The sequence below is a fragment of the Campylobacter concisus genome, from assembly GCF_003049735.1.
In the GTDB taxonomy this organism is placed as follows: domain Bacteria; phylum Campylobacterota; class Campylobacteria; order Campylobacterales; family Campylobacteraceae; genus Campylobacter_A; species Campylobacter_A concisus_AN.
Window position 1 is genome coordinate 261,546 of the sequence record NZ_PIRM01000002.1, and the last position, 22,267, is coordinate 283,812.

At 38.6% G+C, this 22,267-nt stretch carries 21 protein-coding genes; 7 read left to right on the forward strand and 14 right to left on the reverse strand.

The genetic code is table 11. The features are described 5' to 3' along the window. Positions 1-60: 60 nt before the first annotated feature. The 10 genes from CVS97_RS05585 to CVS97_RS05630 are packed head-to-tail and all read right to left on the reverse strand — an operon-like array spanning position 61 to position 9,536. Entirely contained in the window at positions 61-507 is a 447-nt protein-coding gene (locus tag CVS97_RS05585) for a hydrogenase 3 maturation endopeptidase HyCI (RefSeq protein ID WP_021091859.1), read from the reverse strand. Next, complete coding sequence (locus CVS97_RS05590; RefSeq protein WP_021091884.1) at positions 507-851, reverse strand: formate hydrogenlyase maturation HycH family protein; 345 nt, start codon at positions 849-851, stop codon at positions 507-509. The genes CVS97_RS05585 and CVS97_RS05590 overlap by 1 nt, the downstream gene beginning before the upstream one ends. After that, a complete protein-coding gene (locus CVS97_RS05595; protein ID WP_021091627.1) occupies positions 848-1,672 on the reverse strand; it encodes an NADH-quinone oxidoreductase subunit B family protein in 825 nt (274 codons plus the stop codon). Before CVS97_RS05595 ends, CVS97_RS05590 begins: the two co-directional genes overlap by 4 nt. Next, a complete protein-coding gene (locus CVS97_RS05600; RefSeq protein ID WP_021091765.1) occupies positions 1,669-2,208 on the reverse strand; it encodes a formate hydrogenlyase complex iron-sulfur subunit in 540 nt (179 codons plus the stop codon). Before CVS97_RS05600 ends, CVS97_RS05595 begins: the two co-directional genes overlap by 4 nt. Continuing rightward, the gene (locus CVS97_RS05605; RefSeq protein WP_107785379.1) at positions 2,205-3,941 is read right to left on the reverse strand and encodes an NADH-quinone oxidoreductase subunit C; all 1,737 of its coding nucleotides are present in this window, start codon (positions 3,939-3,941) and stop codon (positions 2,205-2,207) included. Before CVS97_RS05605 ends, CVS97_RS05600 begins: the two co-directional genes overlap by 4 nt. Then, a complete protein-coding gene (locus CVS97_RS05610) occupies positions 3,938-5,419 on the reverse strand; it encodes a hydrogenase 4 subunit F (protein ID WP_107785380.1) in 1,482 nt (493 codons plus the stop codon). The genes CVS97_RS05605 and CVS97_RS05610 overlap by 4 nt, the downstream gene beginning before the upstream one ends. Positions 5,420-5,421: 2 nt before the next feature. After that, positions 5,422-6,066, reverse strand: coding sequence for a hydrogenase 4 membrane subunit (hyfE, locus tag CVS97_RS05615; protein ID WP_072594544.1), 645 nt, complete (start codon positions 6,064-6,066; stop codon positions 5,422-5,424). A gap of 1 nt (position 6,067) precedes the next feature. Next, positions 6,068-6,988: a respiratory chain complex I subunit 1 family protein gene (locus tag CVS97_RS05620; protein ID WP_084041928.1), complete on the reverse strand. Its 921-nt coding sequence runs from the start codon at positions 6,986-6,988 to the stop codon at positions 6,068-6,070. A gap of 9 nt (positions 6,989-6,997) precedes the next feature. Next, positions 6,998-8,965 (reverse strand): proton-conducting transporter membrane subunit, encoded by a 1,968-nt coding sequence (locus CVS97_RS05625; protein WP_107785381.1) that lies wholly within the window; start codon positions 8,963-8,965, stop codon positions 6,998-7,000. A 1-nt stretch (position 8,966) separates the two neighbouring features. Next, positions 8,967-9,536, reverse strand: coding sequence for a 4Fe-4S dicluster domain-containing protein (locus tag CVS97_RS05630; RefSeq protein WP_021091760.1), 570 nt, complete (start codon positions 9,534-9,536; stop codon positions 8,967-8,969). 414 nt (positions 9,537-9,950) lie between these two features. On the opposite strand from CVS97_RS05630, the gene CVS97_RS05635 reads away from it, so the two are divergent. The 6 genes from CVS97_RS05635 (at position 9,951) to CVS97_RS09230 (ending at position 13,491) form a co-directional block, all read left to right on the forward strand. Next, complete coding sequence (locus CVS97_RS05635; protein WP_107785382.1) at positions 9,951-11,036, forward strand: MBL fold metallo-hydrolase; 1,086 nt, start codon at positions 9,951-9,953, stop codon at positions 11,034-11,036. 44 nt (positions 11,037-11,080) lie between these two features. Next, a complete protein-coding gene (locus CVS97_RS05640) occupies positions 11,081-11,368 on the forward strand; it encodes a hypothetical protein (protein WP_107785383.1) in 288 nt (95 codons plus the stop codon). A 261-nt stretch (positions 11,369-11,629) separates the two neighbouring features. Beyond that, positions 11,630-12,229: a colicin D domain-containing protein gene (locus CVS97_RS09310; RefSeq protein WP_199905979.1), complete on the forward strand. Its 600-nt coding sequence runs from the start codon at positions 11,630-11,632 to the stop codon at positions 12,227-12,229. Beyond that, on the forward strand, positions 12,226-12,489 hold the full coding sequence (locus CVS97_RS05650; RefSeq protein ID WP_107785384.1) for a colicin immunity domain-containing protein: 264 nt from the start codon (positions 12,226-12,228) through the stop codon (positions 12,487-12,489). The genes CVS97_RS09310 and CVS97_RS05650 overlap by 4 nt, the downstream gene beginning before the upstream one ends. A 269-nt stretch (positions 12,490-12,758) precedes the next feature. After that, entirely contained in the window at positions 12,759-13,337 is a 579-nt protein-coding gene (locus tag CVS97_RS09315; protein ID WP_199905980.1) for a hypothetical protein, read from the forward strand. Continuing rightward, positions 13,306-13,491: a hypothetical protein gene (locus tag CVS97_RS09230; protein WP_159070900.1), complete on the forward strand. Its 186-nt coding sequence runs from the start codon at positions 13,306-13,308 to the stop codon at positions 13,489-13,491. The genes CVS97_RS09315 and CVS97_RS09230 overlap by 32 nt, the downstream gene beginning before the upstream one ends. 100 nt (positions 13,492-13,591) lie before the next feature. Here the strand turns inward: CVS97_RS09230 and CVS97_RS05660 are convergent, their stop codons facing one another. The 4 genes from CVS97_RS05660 to mnmG form a co-directional block, all read right to left on the reverse strand. Beyond that, entirely contained in the window at positions 13,592-14,635 is a 1,044-nt protein-coding gene (locus CVS97_RS05660) for a c-type cytochrome (RefSeq protein ID WP_107785385.1), read from the reverse strand. A gap of 2 nt (positions 14,636-14,637) precedes the next feature. After that, complete coding sequence (locus CVS97_RS05665) at positions 14,638-15,882, reverse strand: cytochrome b (RefSeq protein ID WP_021091658.1); 1,245 nt, start codon at positions 15,880-15,882, stop codon at positions 14,638-14,640. A 10-nt stretch (positions 15,883-15,892) separates the two neighbouring features. Next, a complete protein-coding gene (petA, locus tag CVS97_RS05670; protein WP_021091707.1) occupies positions 15,893-16,396 on the reverse strand; it encodes a ubiquinol-cytochrome c reductase iron-sulfur subunit in 504 nt (167 codons plus the stop codon). A gap of 174 nt (positions 16,397-16,570) precedes the next feature. Beyond that, positions 16,571-18,436: a tRNA uridine-5-carboxymethylaminomethyl(34) synthesis enzyme MnmG gene (mnmG, locus tag CVS97_RS05675; RefSeq protein WP_107785386.1), complete on the reverse strand. Its 1,866-nt coding sequence runs from the start codon at positions 18,434-18,436 to the stop codon at positions 16,571-16,573. A 168-nt stretch (positions 18,437-18,604) separates the two neighbouring features. On the opposite strand from mnmG, the gene CVS97_RS05680 reads away from it, so the two are divergent. After that, positions 18,605-22,057 (forward strand): acyl-[ACP]--phospholipid O-acyltransferase, encoded by a 3,453-nt coding sequence (locus tag CVS97_RS05680; RefSeq protein ID WP_107785387.1) that lies wholly within the window; start codon positions 18,605-18,607, stop codon positions 22,055-22,057. The last annotated feature ends 210 nt before the right edge of the window (positions 22,058-22,267 follow it).

Below are 22,267 nucleotides of genomic sequence, written 5' to 3' on the forward strand. Positions count from 1 at the left end.
GGTTAAAAGTAAATTTTGCCTTTAGCAACTAAAAAGACTAAATTTAGCTATTTGCTAAATTTAACCGACTAAATTTTTATCAATCTCTACAATTCTTAAAAAAGCTTTTCTGGCACTTTTTTTAGCCTGCTCACTTAGTCCTTCTTCAAAATTTAAGACATTTTCGAGCAAGACACTAATGCCAAGAAAAAGCGTCTTTGGGCAAATTTTTCGCAAATAGCTTAAAAGCACTGGCGTTGGAAGATTGTGAGTCGAGTAGATATAGTCTCTATCGTCACTTAGGTCGAAAAACTCTATCTTATCCTCATCAAAGCCGCTCATCGCATCGACTACTATCAAAATATCAGGCGCAAATTCTCTAATAGCTGAGAATTCATTCTCAGGCACATCTTGCCCAAAAAAGACCTTCCACTCTTTTAGCTCGGCCTCTACGATGCGGCCGACTTCGTTACCCACATCATCATCACCACGCATAGGATTACCGATGCAAAGAATGGCCTTTTTCATCAAAAGTCCTTCCTAAGCACGATATATCCCTCTTTTAAATTTGCCAAAATTTCTTTAAGCTTACACTCACAAAGCTGCGGCAAGAGTTTAGCGATATGCTCAGCAAAAATTTCAACTTCAAAATATTTGCTTAAATTTCCGATTTTAAATTTCACGTATTCGCCTGAGTTTTTGATCATCTCGTCAAATTCCTCATCGCTTAGCTCTAAAATTTTCTCGCTAAAATCAATCGTGCCAACGCCATGCCCCACACAAGTGGAGAAAATTTTTATCTCCTTTAGCTCGCGTGGAAGCTTGTCGTTGTCGTCCATATGCCTTTTTGTAAGCTTATAAACTTGTATCATCTCTTACTCCAAACCTCGCTATCAACATCTATCGCAAAGCTTTTATCAGCTTTTGCATATTTTAGATAGACATCATTATGCAAAAGCCCCATGCACTCAGCATATCTAGGATCTTCCTCTTTTTTGATAGCTGTAAGCACAGCCTCTCTTGAAATGCTTGGGTCATGGACATCTTTTGAACATTTGATAGCATTCATATATTTTTCAAAAAGGATTCTACCAAAGATATAGCTCATTAGCCTTCTACTTTCAGCTTGCAAGTCGCGCTCAAACAAGATATCGCCTATGACTGACTTCTCAACTGAAGGTGGCAATGTATTATCTTCCTCATAGCTTTTTTTATGAAGCTTTTGATCTATGATACCAAGAGCCATGCCAAGACCGTAAATAATGCTTGCTGGGTGTGGAGGACAGCCTGGGATATAAACATCGACTGGGATTATCTTATCGATGCCACCCCAAACGCTATAAGCGTCATGGAAAATTCCGCCACTGCTTCCGCACGCACCAAGAGCAACTACGATCTTAGGATCTGGGGTCGCCTCATAAGCACGAAGAAGCGGATAATACATCTGTCTTGTTACAGGACCGGTGCAGAGCAAAATATCAGCGTGTCTTGGGTTTGCAACAAGCTTGAAACCAAAACGCTCAGGATCCCACATCGGTGTAATAGCTGCAAAAATTTCTATCTCACAGCCGTTACAGCTTCCGCAGTCGATCCTATAAACGCTAAAGCTTCTTTTGATATTTTTTAGATGCTCTAACTTTGCAGTTAGATCATTTGCTGTTTTTATGTCCTCTGGGACTTGATATAGACTCATTTTATAGCCTCCTCAATGCCTTTTGTTAGCCTCTCAGCAGATTGATTTTTCTTGCACTCTGGGCAGATATAAAGGTAGTCTTTTGCCTCTTCAAGTCTGCCTGGGAGTAAATTTGCTGTTCCAAGCTTTTCAAGGGTGAAATTTATAAGCCTTTTTGGCGTAAATGGCTTGCCGCAGCATTTGCAAGTTTGCATCTCAAGCTCGCCCCTTTGTATAAGAGCGCTCTTGTCAAATTTAACTGCAAGCTCAAAGCTATCACTTAGGCGAACGGCTCCAGTTGGGCAAACCTCATCGCAGCGTCCGCAAAATATGCAGCGTCCGCAGTCAAATTCCCAAACAAGCTTTGTTTGTTCATCGTTCATCTTAAGCTCTATCGCGTTACTAGGACAAGCGATACCGCAAGCTGCACAACCTATGCAAAGATCGTATGTATAGTTTGGCTGACCACGGAAATTTTCAGGAACAATATATGGCTCAAATGGATAGGCGTATGTCGCCTTTCCATATTTTTCTGTGATGTCAAATAACTTCATCATCTTAAATCCTTCTTACTAACCCCGCCATCTTGACAGAATTTTTTAAGGTCTTTCTCTGTTAAAATTTTGCTCTTTTTAGTCCTTACATCGACTAATGTAACACGCTCTGTACATGAGTAGCAAGGGTCAAGTGAGCAAACGATAAGCGCAGCGTCACTTATGTTGTTTCCTCTAAATTGATACCTTAGGCTTGGCCAGTTGTTATATGTTGCAGCTCTGCATCTCCAGCGATATACTTTTTGAGCACTGCCTTGCATGATCCAGTGAACATTCTCGCCACGTGGTGCTTCATCATGACCAAGTGCAAAATTTTCAGGTTTGATCATAGTCACAGGATCGATCATGATCGGAGTTTGAGGCATTAGCTCAAAGCATTGGCGGATGATGTGGATAGAGCTTTTTAGCTCTTTATATCTAACCATCTCACGAGCAAAAACGTCGCAACCATGCTCAACTGCTACTTCAAATTCTATCTGTTTAAAAAAGTCGTATGGATGATCGTAGCGGTTATCACGTTTAAAGCCAGAGCCTCTCATATTTGGACCAACTGGGCTAAAGTCACGTGCTATTTGGCGATCTAGGATTCCTACACCTTTCCAGCGTCCGATTTGGCGTTTATCTTCCAAAACTGCATCCCAAATTTCTGAAATTTGAATATCAAGTTTATTTATGATCTCGATACCTTTTTTGATCTCGTGGCTTGTCATATCACGTCTTAAGCCGCCCATAACGACATTGCCGTATGTTTTACGTCCACCAGTTACAAGCTGAGCTAGCTCCATAGAGTACTCACGAACTCTAAAGATATGCATGAAAGCGTTGTAATTACCAGTGACCTCACAAGCTAGACCGATATTTAAAAGGTGGCTGTGAAGACGCTCGATCTCAAGACAAATGACGCGTATAGCCTGAGCTCTTAGTGGAATTTCAAGCTTGATAGCTTTTTCTGCAGCTTCGATACACGCAATAGCGTGAGCATAACCACAAATTCCACAAACACGCTCTGCAAGATAGCCCATTTGATCATAGTTCATTCTATTTTCAGCTAGCTTTTCCATACCGCGGTGTTGATAGAACAAGCGGTAGTCAGCGTCTATAATCTCGTCGCCATCGCAGAAAAGTCTAAAGTGACCAGGCTCATCTGAAGTAATATGTAGTGGTCCAAGTGGCACATCAACTACTGCATCACCTGTTGGGAACAAAAACTCAGAATCAGGCTCATCTCTGTGATCAACTGGATCAGGGCGGTAGCGATAATCCATCGCATCTTTTCTAAGTGGGTGAAGTCCGTCTGGCCAGTCATCACTTAAAACTAGACGCCTTTTATCAGGTAAACCTTCGGCCACAAGGCCAAACATATCATAAGTTTCTCTCTCATACCAAACACAAGCTGGCACTAGCGGAGTAACTGATGGAAATGTCGGATCGCTTCCTGGGATAAGAGTTTTAACAGTAATAAAGCACTTATCCTCAGGTGCAAAGTCGTCCGCTTCTGTCATCTTGCTACCTTCCATTGAGATAGCGTAGTAAAGCGCATAGCTGCCATTTATCTGACGCTCGTCGTTTGGTATCATTGTGCTTATAAAGCCGCCGATATCATAGTAAAGCGTCTTAACAGCTAGCGGGAGGTCATTTCTATCGACTAAAACAGTGATCTGATCGTCTGCTTGACGAGTTACCTCTAAAATTTTTACTTTAGTTTTTAGGATTTCTATAAATTTATCGCCTCTCATTTTAAAGCTCCCATCATTATATTAACACCGTTATCCACTAGCGTATAAAAGCTATCTACATGCCATACGCCAAAGATTATGATAAGGGCACAAAGTGCTATAAGAGGTAAATTCTCTAACAAACTCATCTCTTTGTTGTGAACGATCACACCTTTTGGCTCGCCAAAGCTTGCCATGTTAAAGTGTGCAAAGTCAGCTATAAAAATAACTGCAAGTGCAATAGCAAATAGTGCAACTGCGATGTATTGACCGCTTGTGATAGCTCCTACAAATACGTTATATTCACTAACAAATATAGCAAACGCTGGAACACCAACAAGTGAGCAAACAGCCGCGCCAAACATTATAGTGGTGATCGGTGCGATCTTAACCATGCCACCCATCTTACTCATATCTTTATGGCCGTAAATTCTTGCAATATTGCCTGTTGAGCAAAATGCCAAAGCTTTTGTGAAGCTGTGAGCCAAGCAGTGGAATATCGCTGCAAATAGACCAAATTTACCGCCAACACCAAGTGCAAATGCGATAACACCCATGTGAACGATTGAGTGATATGCAAACATTCTTTTTACGTTGTGTTGTCTGATTAGGAAAAATCCCGCTACAAAGAGTGTGATAGTTCCTGAAACGATCATTATGCCCTCAACAAAGCTAAATCCAACAGCTTGAGCTGTGATAGCGTAGTATCTTAAGAGCGCTAGCATCGCACATTTTAAAAGTACGCCTGAAAGCAAAGCTGAGATAGGTGCTGGACCTTCAGCGTGAACGTCTGGTAGCCAAGTGTGAGTTGGAGCAAGACCAGCTTTTGTACCAAAACCAATTAGAGCAAATACAAAGATAAGCTTTGCTGCATCTGGGTTTAAATTTTTAGCATTTGCCATTATGCTTGAAAATAGCATAGAAGCTTCGCCATCTCCTAGAGTGCTAAATGTGGCTGAATATAAAAGAACAGTCGCATAAAGTGCAAATGCTAGGCCGATTGAGCAAAGAACGATGTATTTATAGCCACTTTCTGTTGATTTTTGGTCTTTGTGGATAGCGACCAAAAATACTGAAGCAAGAGTTGTTGCCTCGATAGCTGCCCACATAAACGCAACGTTGTTGCAAATAACGCTTAAAGTCATTGTAAAGATAAATACATGGCTTAGTGCGTAGTATTTTTTAAGATCGTTTAAGTGAATGTGTCCGTCTTCAAGCTCCCATCTCATGTAGTGGATAGAGTAGAAATTTACTATAAATCCAGTTACTGCGATAAGCACCAAGAAAACACAGCCTAAGCTATCTAAAAACAAAAATTTATCAAAACTATAAAAAGTTCCGCTACTTAAGACTTTAAGAACATTGTTAAGTAAAGCCACCGATGTCGCAGCAGAAAACAAAACGTGAAGTCCGCTTAATACCGCATAATTTTTAGGACTCAAAAACAAGACCAAAGCACCAAGGAGCGGTAAGATAAGTATTAAAGCTAAACTATCCATCTCTAACCCCTTAAATTCGAAGCTTTAGAAGTATCTAAGCTATCATAAGCTTTATAAAATCTAATCGCTAAGACGCTCATGATGATAACGGCAAATATCGCATCTGTTAAAATTCCAAGCTCGACTAACTCATGTGAGTTATAAGCCATTAGAGCGAGGCTTAGGTGGATGCCGTTTTCAAACAAGCAGTAAGCTAGAATTTGTTTTATAAATGAGTTTCTTAGCATGAAGCCAAAAATTCCCATCATAAAGACGGTTCCAGCTGCGATAAGCATGATCTCTTCTTTGATAAGAGAGAATTTTAAAAATATAGGGTGGATACTCATTGAAAGAGCTAGAGAAAATCCCATAGCAATAACAGGACTTACAAAAAATCCACCAACTGGCTCATCTTCGCTAACTACGCCAAGTTTTTTGATAAGCCAGAATAAAATTCCTGGCACAAGCAAAACTTTGGTAAAAAAGGCAACTATCGCCCAAGTTTTGAGCTGTTCGGCGTTAAATTTCTCAGATAGCAAGAAAAATATGCTAACTAAAAGTAGTGTCTCAATCGCATAAGCGATGATTGAGAGTTTTAAGCTTCTAAGACCAAAAACCGCAAGCGAAGTTACGATCATGCAAATGGCTAAAATATCAAGTGTTTGCATCTCACACTCCTACTACATAAAGTGTTAGTGCAACAAACGAGATAGCAAGTGCACCAAGCGCATTTTTGCGTAAAGATGAAGTCATTTTAAAGCGTGGTCCAAAGTTGTCTATAAAGACAGCTGCTACATAAAATACTCCAGTTTTTATCACAAAAACGATAATAGCTAAGAAAGGATTGCTAAAATTCCATGGCTCAAATATAGTTAGGAAAAGTCCGATCATAGCAAACTGTTTTAATATAAGTGATGCTTGAACTAAACCAAGGTCGCTACCTGCATACTCGCCAAGCAAGCCTTCTTGAAGCTCTTGCTCAGCTTCAGCTACGTCAAATGGTTTTCTGCCAGTCTCAACGTACATGCACCATAAAAATGCGATAGAAGCTACGGCAAAACTTGGGATTTGATATCCGATAACACCAGTTTTTACCATCTCTTGGATCTCAATTAAATTTGATGTTTTAGCTGCAAGCATTACTACGATTAGGCACATGATCATAACTGGCTCGACATATACACCCAGCATTTGCTCTCTGCCGCCGCCTGTTGCTGCAAATGGGTTGCCGCTATCCATTGAAGCTGCACCAAATACAAATCTAAGCAATGCGCCAAGATAAAGGATCACAAATATATCTGAATATGCTCCAAAAACAGTGTCTTTGCTATATGTTATAGGTATAGCAGCTAGCACTGCAGCTGAAGTTGCAAAAAGGAAAAATGGAGCCCATCTAAATACCCAGTGAGAGCACTCAGGGACGGTTCTTCCTCTTCTAAAGAGTTTTATAATATCGCGATATGTTTGAAAGAAATCGCTACCTTGTTTTGATTGAAGTCTAGCTCTTAGTTTTCTTGCCATACCATCAAACAAAGGAGCTACCAAAACGATAACGACTACTTGAAATATCATTAAAAGTATAGTTTGCATTTTCGTCTCCTAAACTAAAAAGTAGCCCACAGCAAGTATGGCACATAAATAAACTAGAATATAAAGTGTATATATGTTTGTATATCCGCTTTGAACAATGCCTAGTTTATCGGCAAATTTCATACACCATTTAATGACTGGCTCATAAAACATTCCCCACCAGATATCTTTTGGATGGTTGTGATATTCAACCGCGTCAAAATAATTTCTAGTAACGATCTTTTTATCAGCTCTAAATAGCCATTGCATAATTTTTCTAAGGTCGCCAGTGAATGGGCCACCTGTCATTTGCATACGTGAGCTATATTTAAAGCCGCATGCCCAAGGATCAGTCTCGCGTGGTTTATCTCTATTTGCTTTCATAACAGCAAGGATGATAAATGGCAAAATCATAGTCGCACATAAAACTAAAGCGATAAGTGGAGTTGAGATCATACTGCCTATAGGTGAAGTTACATTTATAGCACCAAGGCTAGCTTTATAGTCGCTTATAGCGATAGAATTTACAGCTTGCATGATGTAATCAACTATGTAGTTTGCGCCAAGACCAAAGCCAACGCAGCCTATCATTAGGATGATCATACCAAGAACCATGCCTATTGGACTCTCTTTAGCATTTTCCCAAATTTTTTGATCTCTTGGAGTACCTGCAAATATAACAGCGTAAAGTTTAAGGTGCATACCAACCAAAACGCCTGTTAGCGCAAGAGCTACGACGCCAAGTGTAAATGCATATCTAACTAATGTTCCTTCTCCCATCGCACCTTGAAGCATACCTTGATATGTAAACCACTCTGAAACAAAGCCATTTACTGGAGGTAAAGCTGCGATACCCATGATACCTATAAACATACCAAGGCTTGTCCATGGCATCTTTTTAGCAAGACCACCAAGGATGTCCATATTTTGTGTATGAGTAGCGTGGATAACTGAACCAGCGCAAAGGAAAAGCAGACCTTTAAATATAGCGTGGTTAACTACGTGGTAGCAACCTGCTAGAAAACCTACTGCTGCAAGTGTTAAATTTCCGGCTGCAACGCCGTAAATTCCTGTACCAAGACCTAGCAAGATGATACCTATATTCTCAACTGAGTGATAAGCAAGCAAAGCCTTAAAGTCGTGTTGGCAAAGAGCGTATAAAACACCAAATAGTGAGCTAGCTGCACCAAGAGCGAGTATAGTAAGTCCAAAATATGTGCTAAGTGGCAAGTAAAGTGTAAATTTAACTAATGTAAATAGAGCAACTTTAATCATAACGCCTGACATAAGGGCTGAAACGTTTGATGGGGCTGCTGGGTGAGCTTGTGGAAGCCAAACGTGAAATGGCCACATACCAGCTTTACTACCAAAGCCGACCAAAAATAGCGCAAATACAGCAACAGAAGCGCCAAATGGCATCTTAACGCCCATAAATGCGCTAAACTCAAAGCTTCCTGCGTAGTATGCAGTGATAAGCAAGCCACAGGTGATACAAAATGCACCGATTTGTGCGATGCCAAGATATACCATAACTGCTTTAAGTGTATTTTTACCATCATTGACGATGATAAGAAATGATGAAATAAGAGTCATAAGCTCCCATAAAACAACAAAGCAAAATACATTATCAGCGCTAATTACTAGAAGCATTGAAAGAATGAATGTATTAAACAAACATGCAAATACGCCAACGTTTGCTTTTTTGATGTACTCATCTGCATAGCTCATACCATAAACGCTACTTGCAAATCCGATGAAAACAACTACAAAGCTAAAGAAATTTCCAAGTGGATTTAGCGCAAATTTTGGCGAATACAAAAAGCCATCCATAAGAGCAAAGCTATCGCTTACTCCCATATTTGCAACAAAGTGGCACATCGCGTAAAAACAGCTTAAAGCGCTTAGTCCAAAACCAACCTTTACAGCGGCCTTTGGAGCACAATAAAGCAAGATGCTAACGACGGCACTTACAAGAAATAGCATATAAACCGTAGTCATCTTATGCTCCTTGTCCGTTTAAAATTTTAGTAGCAAATTTATTCGCTGCTTCATAATCTATCCTCTTGCCAAGTTTATGTTTACCCTCTTCTGGATCAATCATAACAAGAGCACTCGTTGGACAGACATCAACACAAGCTGGTCCGTTCTCACGACCAAAGCACATATCGCATTTAACAGCGATATTTTTTGCACCTGATTGTGACTCTATCTCAAGGTTGTACTTTGGCTCGACAGCGTAATTTACTGAAGGCATAAGCTCTGCACTTGAGCTTATCGCACCGTAAGGACAAGCGATCGTGCACATCTTACAGCCTATACAAATTTCCTCGTGAAGCTCGATGCAATTATCATTAAATCGCAACGCTCCAGTTGGACACACATTCGCACAAGGACCATCGTCGCATTGTCTGCACTGAGTTGGCATAACGCCAGTAGCTTCTCTTAGCACACTTAGCCTTGCACGTGACAGCTTGCCGCGTTCATAAGCGCTCTTAAAACATGCAGCCATGCAGGTTGCACATCCTATACAGCGTTTATAATCGGCAATCACAAATTTATGTTTTTTCATAAATTCCTCCCATTAAACAAGGCTAAACTGCCCTGCTCACTTTTAAAGTGATGGTTAGTCACCAAAATAGAGATAGTTAAATTTTTATTTAACATCTCAAACGCTCCTTCCTAATTTTTGTAATAATTCTATAACTTACAATGAATAAATTCCGTCATCTATCTGACAAATTTTGTATTTTTAGAATTAAATTTTTATTTTATATATTTTTAAGATTATCTACTTAATATCGATTTTTAGGTATATTTGTTTGCTAAAGGATAATATTTATTAATAAAATTTTCCTATAAAGAGTAAAAATATCTTAATTAAGTTTAAATTTACAAGTTAATTATTTAAGCTCGGGTTAATTAAATAAAACTGAAATTTAAAAATCTAAAATATAATCCGACCTTTAAATTTAAAAGGCTTTTTATGGGAATTTTTATAGTTATACTTTTGCTTATTGTTGCAGTTTTTGTATTTATGAGATTTGCCCCAGTTTTTGGTGGCGTGCCAGATATTAAAAGCCAAAAGCTGATAAAGGCTTCGCCAAATTTTAACGGCAAAGTTTTTATAAATTTAGAGCCAACGATTGATATGGTAAAAAATAATCCGCAAGCATCTATGCTAAATTTCGTCCGCCAAACACTTTTTCCACCAAAAGGTAAGCTACCAACTAAGCCTTTGCCAAATTTAAAATTTGATGCAAATGCCCTCAAAAATGGTGAGTTTATCTGGCTAGGGCACGTTAGCCTCATATGCAAGCTTGATGACAAAACCATCATCACGGACCCTGTTTTGTACCGAGCATTTCCACTGCCAATTGGCGGTAAGCCCTTTGCCTACGAGCATGCTATCACCACTAGTGACTACCCAGATGCGATCGATATCGCCCTCATCTCGCACGATCACTACGATCATCTTGATCATAAAACGATACTTGAGCTAAAAGATAGAATTTGCAAATTTCTAGTGCCGCTTGGCGTAAAAGCTCACCTTGTAAAATGGGGCGTTGATGAATCTAAAATTTATGAGTTTGACTGGTTTGGTGAGCAAAAAATAGGAAATTTAAACTTCACGTTTTGCCCTTCAAGGCACTTTAGCGGGCGCACATTTAAAAGAAACACGACACTTTGGGGTGGCTGGGCGGTTGAAGAGGCTGGCTTTAGCTTTTATTTTAGCGGAGATGGCGGATACGGCAAACATTTTAAGATGATAAATGAGAAATTTGGCTCATTTGATCTAGTTTTTATAGAAAATGGTGCTTACGGCGATGGCTGGCCTTACGTGCATATGAGGCCAGAGGAGTCGGCGCAAGCGCTAAAAGATCTTGGTGCAAAGCTTGGTGTACCGGTGCACTGGGGTAAATTTGATCTATCTTATCACGCTTGGGATGAGCCGATCAAGCGTTTTGAAAAGGCAGCGACAAAACTTGAGCTAAACTACGCAATGCCGATGATCGGGGAAGTTTTCACCGCACAAAATCCGCCTAGAAAAAAATGGTGGGAGGAAATTTAGGAATAAATTTTGCTCTAAATTTTAAAATCCAAAAGGAAATGCTGATGAAAATTTCTGAAAATTTAGCAAATCTAAAAAATGCCATCGATAAAGCTGCAAAAAACGACCTTGATATGAGCGCGACTGGAAGCTTTTTACAAAATTTAGAAAAAGCAAATAAAGAGACTGAAAAAATTTATAAACAGCTAGAAAAAGAGCTAAAAAGCGATGCACAAATGTTTAAACAATTTGACTTCATGCAGATGATAACAAAGCTTCAATACGGCAACCTAAAGCCAAATGAACGTGAAAAACTGCTCAATAAAATGAGCAAGATCGCCAAGGAAATTTAGCCGTTTAGTGTGATTTTACGCTAGCTAAATTTGGCTGTTTTGCGTAAATTTATGTGGTTTTTTGCTGAGTAAATTTGCTTAAAAAATCAAATTTACTCGTTTAGAGGCTGTTTTCATCCTCACATTTGCCGTCTTTTCTTTTCTTGCACACTAAGCGCGTATGACACTATCAATACACAAAATTCCAGCAATTTTTAGAATTTCATGAACGAGTAATTTCGGCTCTGATTTTAGTGTCAAGCTTTTTGAGACCTAGAATTTATGGCTAAAAATTTTGTAGATAGTGTCTTAAGTGATCATAGTTCTATAAATTATAGAAATTATCACGCACTAGGCGAAAATATAGGTTCTCTTGGAGCTGTTGGTAAAGTAGGACAAATAGCAAAAAATAGTAGCAAACTAGCAAATATCGGTAAAAATGGCGACAATATAGTTAAAAACAATAAACCAAGCGATACTAAATCGGCTACTACAAATTCAAATAACAATGGGAACAATTGGAATAATAATGGCAATGATGGTATGATTGTTGCCGAGGGAAGTGAGGTTGTAAATAAGAATATTGATATAGTTTTTAAAGACAGCCAACTGCAAAAGAAATTAAAACACGCAGGAGATTTTGATTTGCCTACAAAATATACCAAAGAAAATTTACTAAATTTCAAAGAAGCAATTAAAGAGCATATGAATGCTACAACTACAACAAAAATCCATGGAACATACAGGGGGCAACAAGTAACTCATTATTTAGATAAAAAAACTGGTTTGAATGTAATAATAGATAACAAAGGCGAGTTTTTAAGCACTTGGAAACTAAATAATAGTCAGTTAAATAACCTAATAAATAGGGGAAGCCTATGAGTTACAATAATTTTTTAGAATTGATGAACGATTTTGTTAATAATAAAATAAGTGCCGATATATATCAAACTTATTTTTTTAAATTATTGCATGATGATAATGAATTTTTTGATAAGTACTATGATATTATGCAGGATTTGTTTTATGATGTGGAAGAATATTGCTCCAATAAACAATTAAGAAACGATGGAGAAATTGATGAATACGAATTAAAAAATAGCACAATAAACACATTAAAATTAATTAGGATACAAGAATGAATTTTATAAAAAAAACAGGTGTATCGTCTTCAACACGACCCAAATGGAAATAAAGTATGAAAAGATATTTGACTATAAATGAAGCATATATTTACGCATATAAATTTATATTTTCAAAATTTAGACGATGATTTGGGTGGTTTTTGGGTAGTATGCCGCTAGAAATTTGGATAGGAGAAAATTCGGCAGTATTTATATCATCTATGGGCTAAAAATTAGCAAATAAAATTTTATTTAAAAATATTTTAGGCAATGGGTGGCGGAATATAATGAGTAAATTAATAAGTTTAATTTTTGCATTTACTGCTTTTATTGTAACTGGTGTTTCTTTCAATTTAAATAACACAAACGGCGATAAAGGAGCAAACGCAGGATATAAAATAATCACAAGCGCAGATACTTATAATAGGCAGCTTCATCAAAGAGAGATAGACTTTATAAACAATAAAAACAATATAGCAAGCTTTAAATCAAAGCTTCAAACTACAACAAATAAAATTTATAGCGACGATGAAGCAAAATCTATCCTAGCAAAAGCAGCGGTATCTTTAACGGATAAATCATTTAATGAAACATATAGACAAAGCCTAAGCTCAAATAATCTTTACAATATAGAACTAGCAACGAATTTCATAAAACAAAGTAGCTTTTATAATACGAGCCTAGACAATACAAATGCCTTTAATCCGGATAAGAAGCAATACGAGGATAGGTATATGTATGCTTCAAAGGCATATGAAAATTCAGATTTTTACAAAGATAATTTGTATATTAAAACAAACCCCGGCATATTAGATTATACAAAATCAACCGTGTATGGTAGGTGGATTTGTAGTAGGCGGACTTGAAGGACTTGCTGATTTAGGAAATATTATCTTACATCCAGTAGATGCTATAAACGGTTTAAATAATGCCTTTTATCATCCTATCCTAACAGCCAAAAATGTAAATGCAAACATACAAAAATCAGTAGTCAATTCTTGCGAGCGAATGGAATTTTAAAATTTGTAAAAAAGAATAAATTTAAAAAAGAATTCACATACCTAATTTATATATGTAAATTTACCAGAGAGGATTTAAGAGCCAAAGAGGCTCTTAAATTTTAGTGGAGTTCGCTCCAAACTTTGCGTTTCCAAAGCCAAGCAAAAATTCCTAATATAAAGAAGTAGATCATGACATAAAGCCCTGTGCTCTCGCGCTCAACCTTCTTCTTGTCACCTACTTTTTGGATATAAGATACCACGTCGTCTTCAGCAGCTTTATTTAAGCCAACTCTTGGCATTGCGGTACCTGGTAGCATCTTTTGAGTATCGTTTATAAATTTATGTAAATACTCATCACCTTTTGAACGAATCATCATCGATAGATCAGGTGGATTTGAGCCCATATAAGCAGCAAGGCTTACTTTGTTGCTAAATGCATATTTTTTGTCATATTTTATATCATGACATCTTTGACATGCATCAGCGAAAACCTTTTCTTCAGTGATCTTATTATTTGCCTTTTCATAATCAGCAGATACCTTTTTCAAATAAGCTACTATATCAGCAGTCTCAGCATTTATATCACCACCAGCGCCCATAAATGCGGTCATCGGAAATGGATGCTCGTCGTTAAATTTATGAGTTAGCTTTAAAGCCATAGTTGGATTTTTAATGAGTGCGGCTAAGAATTTATCGTCATAAATTTTACCAGCGGTACTAAGATCTGGTGGCACTACACCAAAGCTTTGACTAGCTGTCTCAGCATCCATACCAGCTGGCATACCTGCTGCCTCTATACCGTGGCATCCTGTACATCCAGCTGCTACAAAAGTATCAGCACCCTTTGTAGCGTCACCTTTTGTAAGATCAATAGAGTTAATGTCATTCCAAAATGCTGTATAGTCATCAAGAATTTTTTGTGCTACTTCTACATCTTTTGTAGCCGCATCTATACTTGCCTTATTTCCGCTAGCCTTAGCAGTCTCAAGTGCTGCCTTTTTTTGCTCTAAAAAGTGCTTTGCATAGTTAGTATCTTCTTTTGAGAAGTTATACTCAGCATTTGCAGTATGAGGGTGAAGCTTTGTGTGAGCATAAGGCTCGATACCCCAATATAAAACACCTGAAAGAATAACAACAATGGCAAAAATTTTAAGCTCTTTCATAATTAGCCCCTCTTTCTTTCAAGTATTGTTATAACTGGCAACGCAATTATAAATAAGAACAAGAATAGCAATGATGAATAAAATCCTATCCAGTCATTATAACCACCTGTTGGGAGCTTGCCATATATAGATAAAACGATAAGATCGACAACTAAGACCCAGAACCATATAAAAAATAGTGGTCTTTTGTGAGCTGGAGCTACAAGGTCGCTTCTATCAAGAAGAGGTATAAGCATAAATGCAACACCTGCAAACGCAAACGCGATAAGACCGATGTTATAAGCAGAAATTCCAGCTATATCAAAGAAGAAGCCACGTAAAATTTCATATTGCCACAAGAAATACCACTCTGGATAGATATGTGGTGGGGTTTTTAGTGGATTTGCTGGCTCAAAGTTGATAGGATCCATTGCAAAATTGAAGTGATAGCAAACAAGATAGATGACAAATATCATAAAGAATGATACATACATAAAGTCTTTTGCCAAAAATCCTGGCCAAAATGGTATAACTTTAGATTTCGCTCTATCGCCGTGTAGATACTCTTGTGCCTCTACTTCAAAGTCTATATCTTCGCTTGTTAGGTTGTTAACGTGCGGAACTCTTAAAGAGTAGAAGTGAATAACCAAAACAGCTATCGTTACAAGTGGCAATAAACAAACATGAAGCATAAAAAATCTAGTAAGTGTTGAGTCACCAACTGCGTAATCGCCTCTAATCCACTCAACTAAAGCATCGCCAATAACTGGCACACCGCCAAAAAGCTGAGTGATAACAGTTGCCGCCCAGTAGCTCATCTGTCCCCATGGGAGCATATAGCCACTAAATGCCTCTGCTGAAAAGCAGATAAATAGCACCATGCCACTTATCCAAATGACTTCTCTGCCTCTTTTGTATGAACCATAGTAAAGTCCAGTAAGCAAGTGAATATACATAATAAGAAATATCGTAGAAGCTGAAACTGCGTGAATGTGACGCCAAAGCCAGCCATACTCGACCTCTTGCATGATAGTATAATTTACACTATCAAATGCCAAATTTACATCTGGTTTGTAATACATTAAAAGTAAAAAACCAGTAACAATTAAGAGCATAAAAAGCGTTGTTAAAATAACGCCCATTGCCCAAAGGAAATTTATATTTTTTGGAATCCAGTATTCGCTAACTAGAACCTTTATAAGTTTTGTAAAAGCTAGGCGTTGATCAAGCCAGTCAATAACGCCAGTTGATTTATGAGCTAAAGACATTGCTATCCTCCTAAGCTTTTGCTACTAATTTTTCGTATTCTGGGCTTGTTTCGCCTAGAACTAGCTTGGTTCCATCGATCTTAAATGGTGGTATATCAAGTGGTCTTGGAGGAGGTCCGTATGTCTGCATTCCGTCGGCATTAAATTCGCCGCCATGACAGGCACATACAAACATTTGTTTACTTGCTTTATACTCAGGTATACAACCAAGATGCGTGCAAAGTCCGATAAGAACTACGTATCTAGCATCCCCTACGACAACATCTCTTTTGTCATTTTTAGCCATATCAGGACTTTTTTTAAGGATGAAAATAGGCTTTTTACGCCATTCAACCTGCCTCATTTCTCCATCTTTGATCGGACTTAGATCAACTGTTGTGAAACCAGCAGCTTTTACGCTTGGAAGCGGATCCCAAGTCTTTTTAACAGCCACTAGTGACATAGCGCCGCCGACAGCTGCCACAGCACCAAATGCAAGGCCGATAAAGCTACGTCTTTCTTGCTTTACTGACATTAAATTCCTTTCTATAAATAAATTCTTAACGATTATACTCTCAAAAAATTAAAAAAGTATAATTTCTAAATATAATCTGCAAAAATAATGTTAATTTTAACTTAAACGTAAATCTTGATTTTAAGATAAAAATTTTAAGTTTTATGGCTTTTTGAACTAAACCAAAAATCAAAATCAGCCAAGCCTTTTCTCATTCATCTTTATATAAATATGTAAGATATCAATCGCAGCTGGTGTGATACCTGAGATTTCACTCGCAGCAAAGAGCGTAGGCGGTGCAAATTTCTCAAGCTTTTCGACCACTTCATTACTAAGACCACTCACACCTCTAAAGTCAAAATTTTCAGGAATTTTCACATCCATCATATCTTTCATTTTTTCTATCTGATTTTTTTGCTCATTTATGTAGTGCTGATATTTACACTCGGTTAAAATTTGATCCACACTCGCATCATCTAAATTTGCAAATTTCTGATCAAGCTTTCTTAGTTTCTCAGCTGTAAAGCTCTTGCGTGCGACAATCTTTTGAAGGCTCACATTTTGGCTTATTGGCTCTTCATCAAGGCTGGCTAAAAGCTCTAAATTTTGCTTACTTGGCGTAATTTGCGTATTGTTAAGGTAAGCAAGCCCATCTTTTAAATTTTGCCTGATAGCTTCAATTTCATTAAAAGTCTCATCATCAAGAAGCCCAAGCTCATGGCCATATCCACCAAGCCTTAAAATGGCATTTTCCTCACGCAAAAGCAAGCGATACTCCGCCCTACTCGTAAACATCCTATATGGCTCTTTTGTCCCTTTTGTCACAAGGTCGTCGATCAAAACGCCGATATACGCCTCGTCGCGGCGCAAGACAAGTGGCTCTTTATTATCAAGCGAAAGCGCTGCATTTATGCCAGCCATTAGCCCCTGAGCGCCAGCTTCCTCGTATCCAGTCGTTCCATTTATCTGTCCAGCTAGATAAAGACCTTTGACTTTTTTAGTCTCCAAACTATGTTTTAGCTGTGTTGGCTCGACGTAGTCATATTCGATAGCGTATCCATGCCTTACGATTTTGGCGTTTTCAAAACCCTTTACGGAGCGTAGCATCTGCACTTGCACCTCATAAGGCAGGCTCGTTGAAAAGCCGTTTATGTAGTACTCTGTAGCTTCAAGTGTTTGAGGCTCGATGAAAAGATGGTGTCTGTCGCGGTCGCCAAAGCGGTTTATCTTATCCTCGATACTTGGGCAATATCTTGGCCCAATGCCCTCAATCTGTCCTGTAAAAAGTGGCGCTTTGTCGAAATTTGAGCGGATTATCTCATGCGTGGTTTCGTTTGTATAGGCGATGTAGCATGGCAGCTGCGTTGGGGAAAAATTTTTAGTTCTAAAGCTAAACGCAACTGGTTTTGCGTCACCATCTTGCTTTTCTAAAATTTCAAAATTTATAGTTTTTGCATCGATCCTTGGGCATGTTCCAGTCTTTAGCCTGCCTAAATTTAGCCCAAGCTCTCTTAGACTGCCACTTAGATCCTTTGCACTTAGCTCGCCCACACGGCCAGCTTCTAGCTTGTTAAATCCAACGTGAATTAGCCCGTTTAAAAATGTACCAGTTGTGATTATCACTTTTTTTGCACTATAGATATTATTTAGGTGGGTTTTAACGCCAGTTACTTCGCCATTTTCGCTTAAAATTTCAGTAGCGATCTCTTGAGAAATTTCTAAATTTGGAGTGTTTAAAAGTAAATTTCTCATATAAACTCTATATCTATCCATATCTATCTGAGCGCGGCTACCACGTACTGCTGGACCTTTGCTCTCATTTAGCACGCGAAACTGGATGCCAACAGCGTCAGTTGTAAGCCCCATTTGACCACCAAGCGCATCAATCTCTTTTACAAGATGCCCCTTCGCAAGGCCGCCGATAGCTGGATTACAGCTTGCAGCGCCTATTTGCTCGGCTAAGATCGTGATTAGTAAAGTTTGCTTGCCCATTCTAGCAGCCGCAAGACTTGCCTCAATGCCTGCATGTCCGCCGCCAACGACGATTATTTCATAGTTCATGATAAATTTTTCCTTATTTTTGATGGGCTGATTTTATCCAAAAGCATATAAAATTTAAATTTTTTAAAAATTTTTATTGCCAAATTTAATGTAGAGTTTTTTATTAATAATATTTTAAATATTTTGCTGTTAGATTTACAAAATTTTTAAAATCACAAAGGTATTTCTATGATGAGTTTATTAAAAGTTGCTGGCTTTTTGCCCTACCTTGCGATCGCATTTTTAAATGCAAGTGTCGATCTAGCACACAAAATCACCATACAAAATGTTCTTTTAAAAACATACGATGGCGATATACTTTTTATCCTAACAGCCGTCATAAACGCAATGATCTTGCTACCATTTATCTTTTTATTTTCGCCCTCGAGCTTTATAAACGACAAATTCGCAAAAATAAAGGTCATAAGAATTTGTGCCATTTTTGGCGTTATTATCAGCGTCGCGGTGCTTTTTAGCTATCTTGCGGGCGCTTTTGGCGTAGCCTTTGCTTTAACGCTCATACTAGCCGCTCAAAGTGCGATCTACTCACCAGCAAAATATGGCATCATCAAAGCCCTAGTCGGCCCTGAGCGCCTTGGCACAGCAAATGGCATTATTCAAGCGCTCACCATCGTAGCGATACTTGTTAGCTCATTTTTGTTTTCATTTATATTTGAAAATTTATACATCCAAGGCGAAAACTCAGAAGAGATCTTAAAAAGCGTCTATCCTATTGGCATCTTTTTAGTGATCTTTAGCTCGCTTGAAGCGTATTTTGCTTATAAGTTACCTTGCATCGATGAAAAAGACGAAACAAACGAAAATTTTGATATTAAAAAATATATTCGCCTTAGCTATTTAAGAGAAAATTTAAAAGAAGTAAGGTCAGATAAAAATATCTGGCTAAGCATCGCTGGACTTAGTATATTTTGGGGAATTTCTCAGATCATCATCGCAGCTTTCCCAGCTCATTATAAGGCCGTTTTTAACGACGACAGCTCGCTAGCGGTACAAGCAATCCTTGCAGCAAGCGCCATAGGCATCGCATTTGGCTCATACGTGGCTGGCTCTATGTCAAAGCTTCACATCGAGCTTGGTATCGTGCCGATGGGCGCTATGGGCATATTTTTCTCACTTTTATTTTTCGCATTTGGTTCAAGCATCGGTGTAGTAGGCCTTAGTTCATTTGCATTTGGCTTTTTTGGAGGCATATTTATAGTGCCGCTAAATGCGATGATCCAGTACTTTGCCCCGCAAAAGACCACCGGCAAGATAATGGCGGCAAACAACTTCTTACAAAACGTCTCAATGCTGCTATTTCTAGCTATTGGCATAGGCTTAGTATATTTTGAAATTTCAACCACTGGGCTCTTTGTCTTTACAGCCCTTGTTTGCTTGATAGGCAGTTTTTACGCTATTTTGCAGCTTCCGCACCTTTTTACAAGACTACTTTTGTTGCCATTTTTAAAGACAAAGTACCGCTTTTTTGTAGAAGGCCTTCAAAATTTACCACAAAGTGGTGGCGCTCTACTTCTTGGCAATCACATCAGCTGGATCGACTGGCTCGTGCTTCAAGCTGCAAGCCCAAGGGGCATAAGATTTGTCATGTATAGAACGATCTATAACAAATGGTATCTAAAGCAAATTTTTAAATTTTTTAAAGTAATCCCAATAGGCGCAGGGGCTAGCAAAGAGTCGATCGAGTTAGTTAGAGAGTGTCTAAAAAATGGCGAAGTAGTCGCACTTTTCCCAGAGGGCCACATCAGCTATAACGGCCAGATAAATGAATTTCAAAAGGGTTTTGAGCTTATCATCAGAGATCTAGAAGAAATTTGCATCGTGCCATTTTATCTTCGTGGCCTTTGGGGCTCAAGCTTTTCAAGAGCTAGTAAATTTTACAAGGACCTCACTTCTAAAAACGGCAGACGCGACATCATCGTTGCCTTTGGCAAGCCGATAACCACATTTATAAACGCTGCAAAGATGAAGCAAAAGGTGCTTGAGCTTAGCTTTTTATCGTGGGAGAGCTTTATCTCAAGGCAAAAACCGCTAACCGAGGAGTGGCTAAACAACGCAAAAGAAGAGAAATTTAAAGAGTGCGTAAGCGATAGCACTGGGCTAAATTTAAGTAACTTGAAATTTATAACAGCCGTTTTAGTATTTATCAAAATTTTCAAACGCGAGCTAAAAGATGAGAAAAATATAGGCATCCTGCTACCTAGCTCAAGCATCGCAGCTATCGTAAATATGGCGCTTCTTGCCATGGGCAAAGTGAGCGTAAATTTAAACTACACGCTTAATGTTACCTCGCTGAATCACGCTCTAAGAAAGGCAGATATAAACACAGTCATCACCTCTAGCAAATTTCTTGAAAAACTAGCGCTTAAAGGCTTTGATCTAAAAGATGCGATGAGTGGCAAGGCTAAATTTGCAGAAGATCTCTCAGCTAGCGTCTCAAAAAAAGAGAAATTTTTAGCGCTTTTAACGGCATTTTTTGCCCCAACTTGGCTTATTAAGCTTTGCTATTTTAGGCCAGTGAGCTTAGAAGATACAGCTACCATTTTATTTAGTAGTGGCAGCGAGGGCGAGCCAAAAGGCATCGAGCTAAGCCACAAAAATTTACTTGCAAATATTAAGCAAATAAGCGAACTTCTAAATTTCAAAAAAGATGACGTGATCTTAAACTCACTCCCAGTATTTCACTCATTTGGCCTAACGGTCACCACGCTCATGCCACTTTGTGAGGGCATAAAAATGGTAAGCGTACCTGACCCAACAGATGGAGCAACTATCGGCAAAATGGCTGCAAGACACAGCGCTAGCATCATCTTTGGCACCTCAACGTTCTTTAGGCTCTACACAAGAAATAAAAAGCTTCATCCGCTAATGTTTCAAAGTGCCAGAATGGTCGTAGCTGGGGCGGAGAAGCTAAAACCTGAGATAAAAGATGAGTTTAGGCTCAAATTTGGCATAGAAATTTATGAAGGATACGGCGCGACCGAAACGGCGCCAGTAGCTGCTGTAAATATGCCAAATATCCTAGAAAAAGAGAGCCTAAAAGAGCTTACATTTAATAGACCTGGCAGCGTTGGCATGCCTCTGCCTGGCACTATCATCAAGATAATCGACCCAGAGACGCTTGAAGAGCTAGAAACTGGCACAGACGGACTCATAGTGATCGGCGGCTCGCAGGTGATGAAGTGCTATCTAAACGACGAAGCCAAAACAAGCGAGGTCATCACGCATATAGACGGCGTAAGATACTATAAAACTGGCGATAAAGGCCACATCGATGAAAACGGCTTTGTGTTTATCGTCGATAGATACTCAAGATTTGCCAAGATCGGTGGCGAGATGATAAGCCTTGGAAGCGTCGAAGAAGAGCTTGCAAAGGTGCTTGGAAGCGACGTTGTCTTTAGCAGTGCAAACGTGCCAGATAGCAAAAAGGGCGAAGCGATCGCGCTTTTAGTAAAAAGTGGCACAGAGCCTGAAAATTTAGAGCAAATTTTAAAAGAGAGCAACTTAGCTCCGATAATGATGCCAAGCTATATCTTCATCGTTGATGATATCCCAACACTTGCAAGTGGCAAGGTTGATTTTAAGGGCGTAAAAGCTCTAGCGGTCTCACTTTTAGCGGAGTGAGGCACCGCCCTCTTTTTTCGTGATAAAATGCGCCAAAATACTACCCAGATTGCAGTTGCGACTGACATTTGCATAAATCTTGAAATTTTTTGCAAAGAGTTTTGTATAAAAATTTCTATTGCTTTTTAAATTTGGTGCAATTCGTGCGATTGTTTGCTAAATTCTGCCTTTACAAAATTTTACTAGCAATCATAAAAGATGATGCCATAT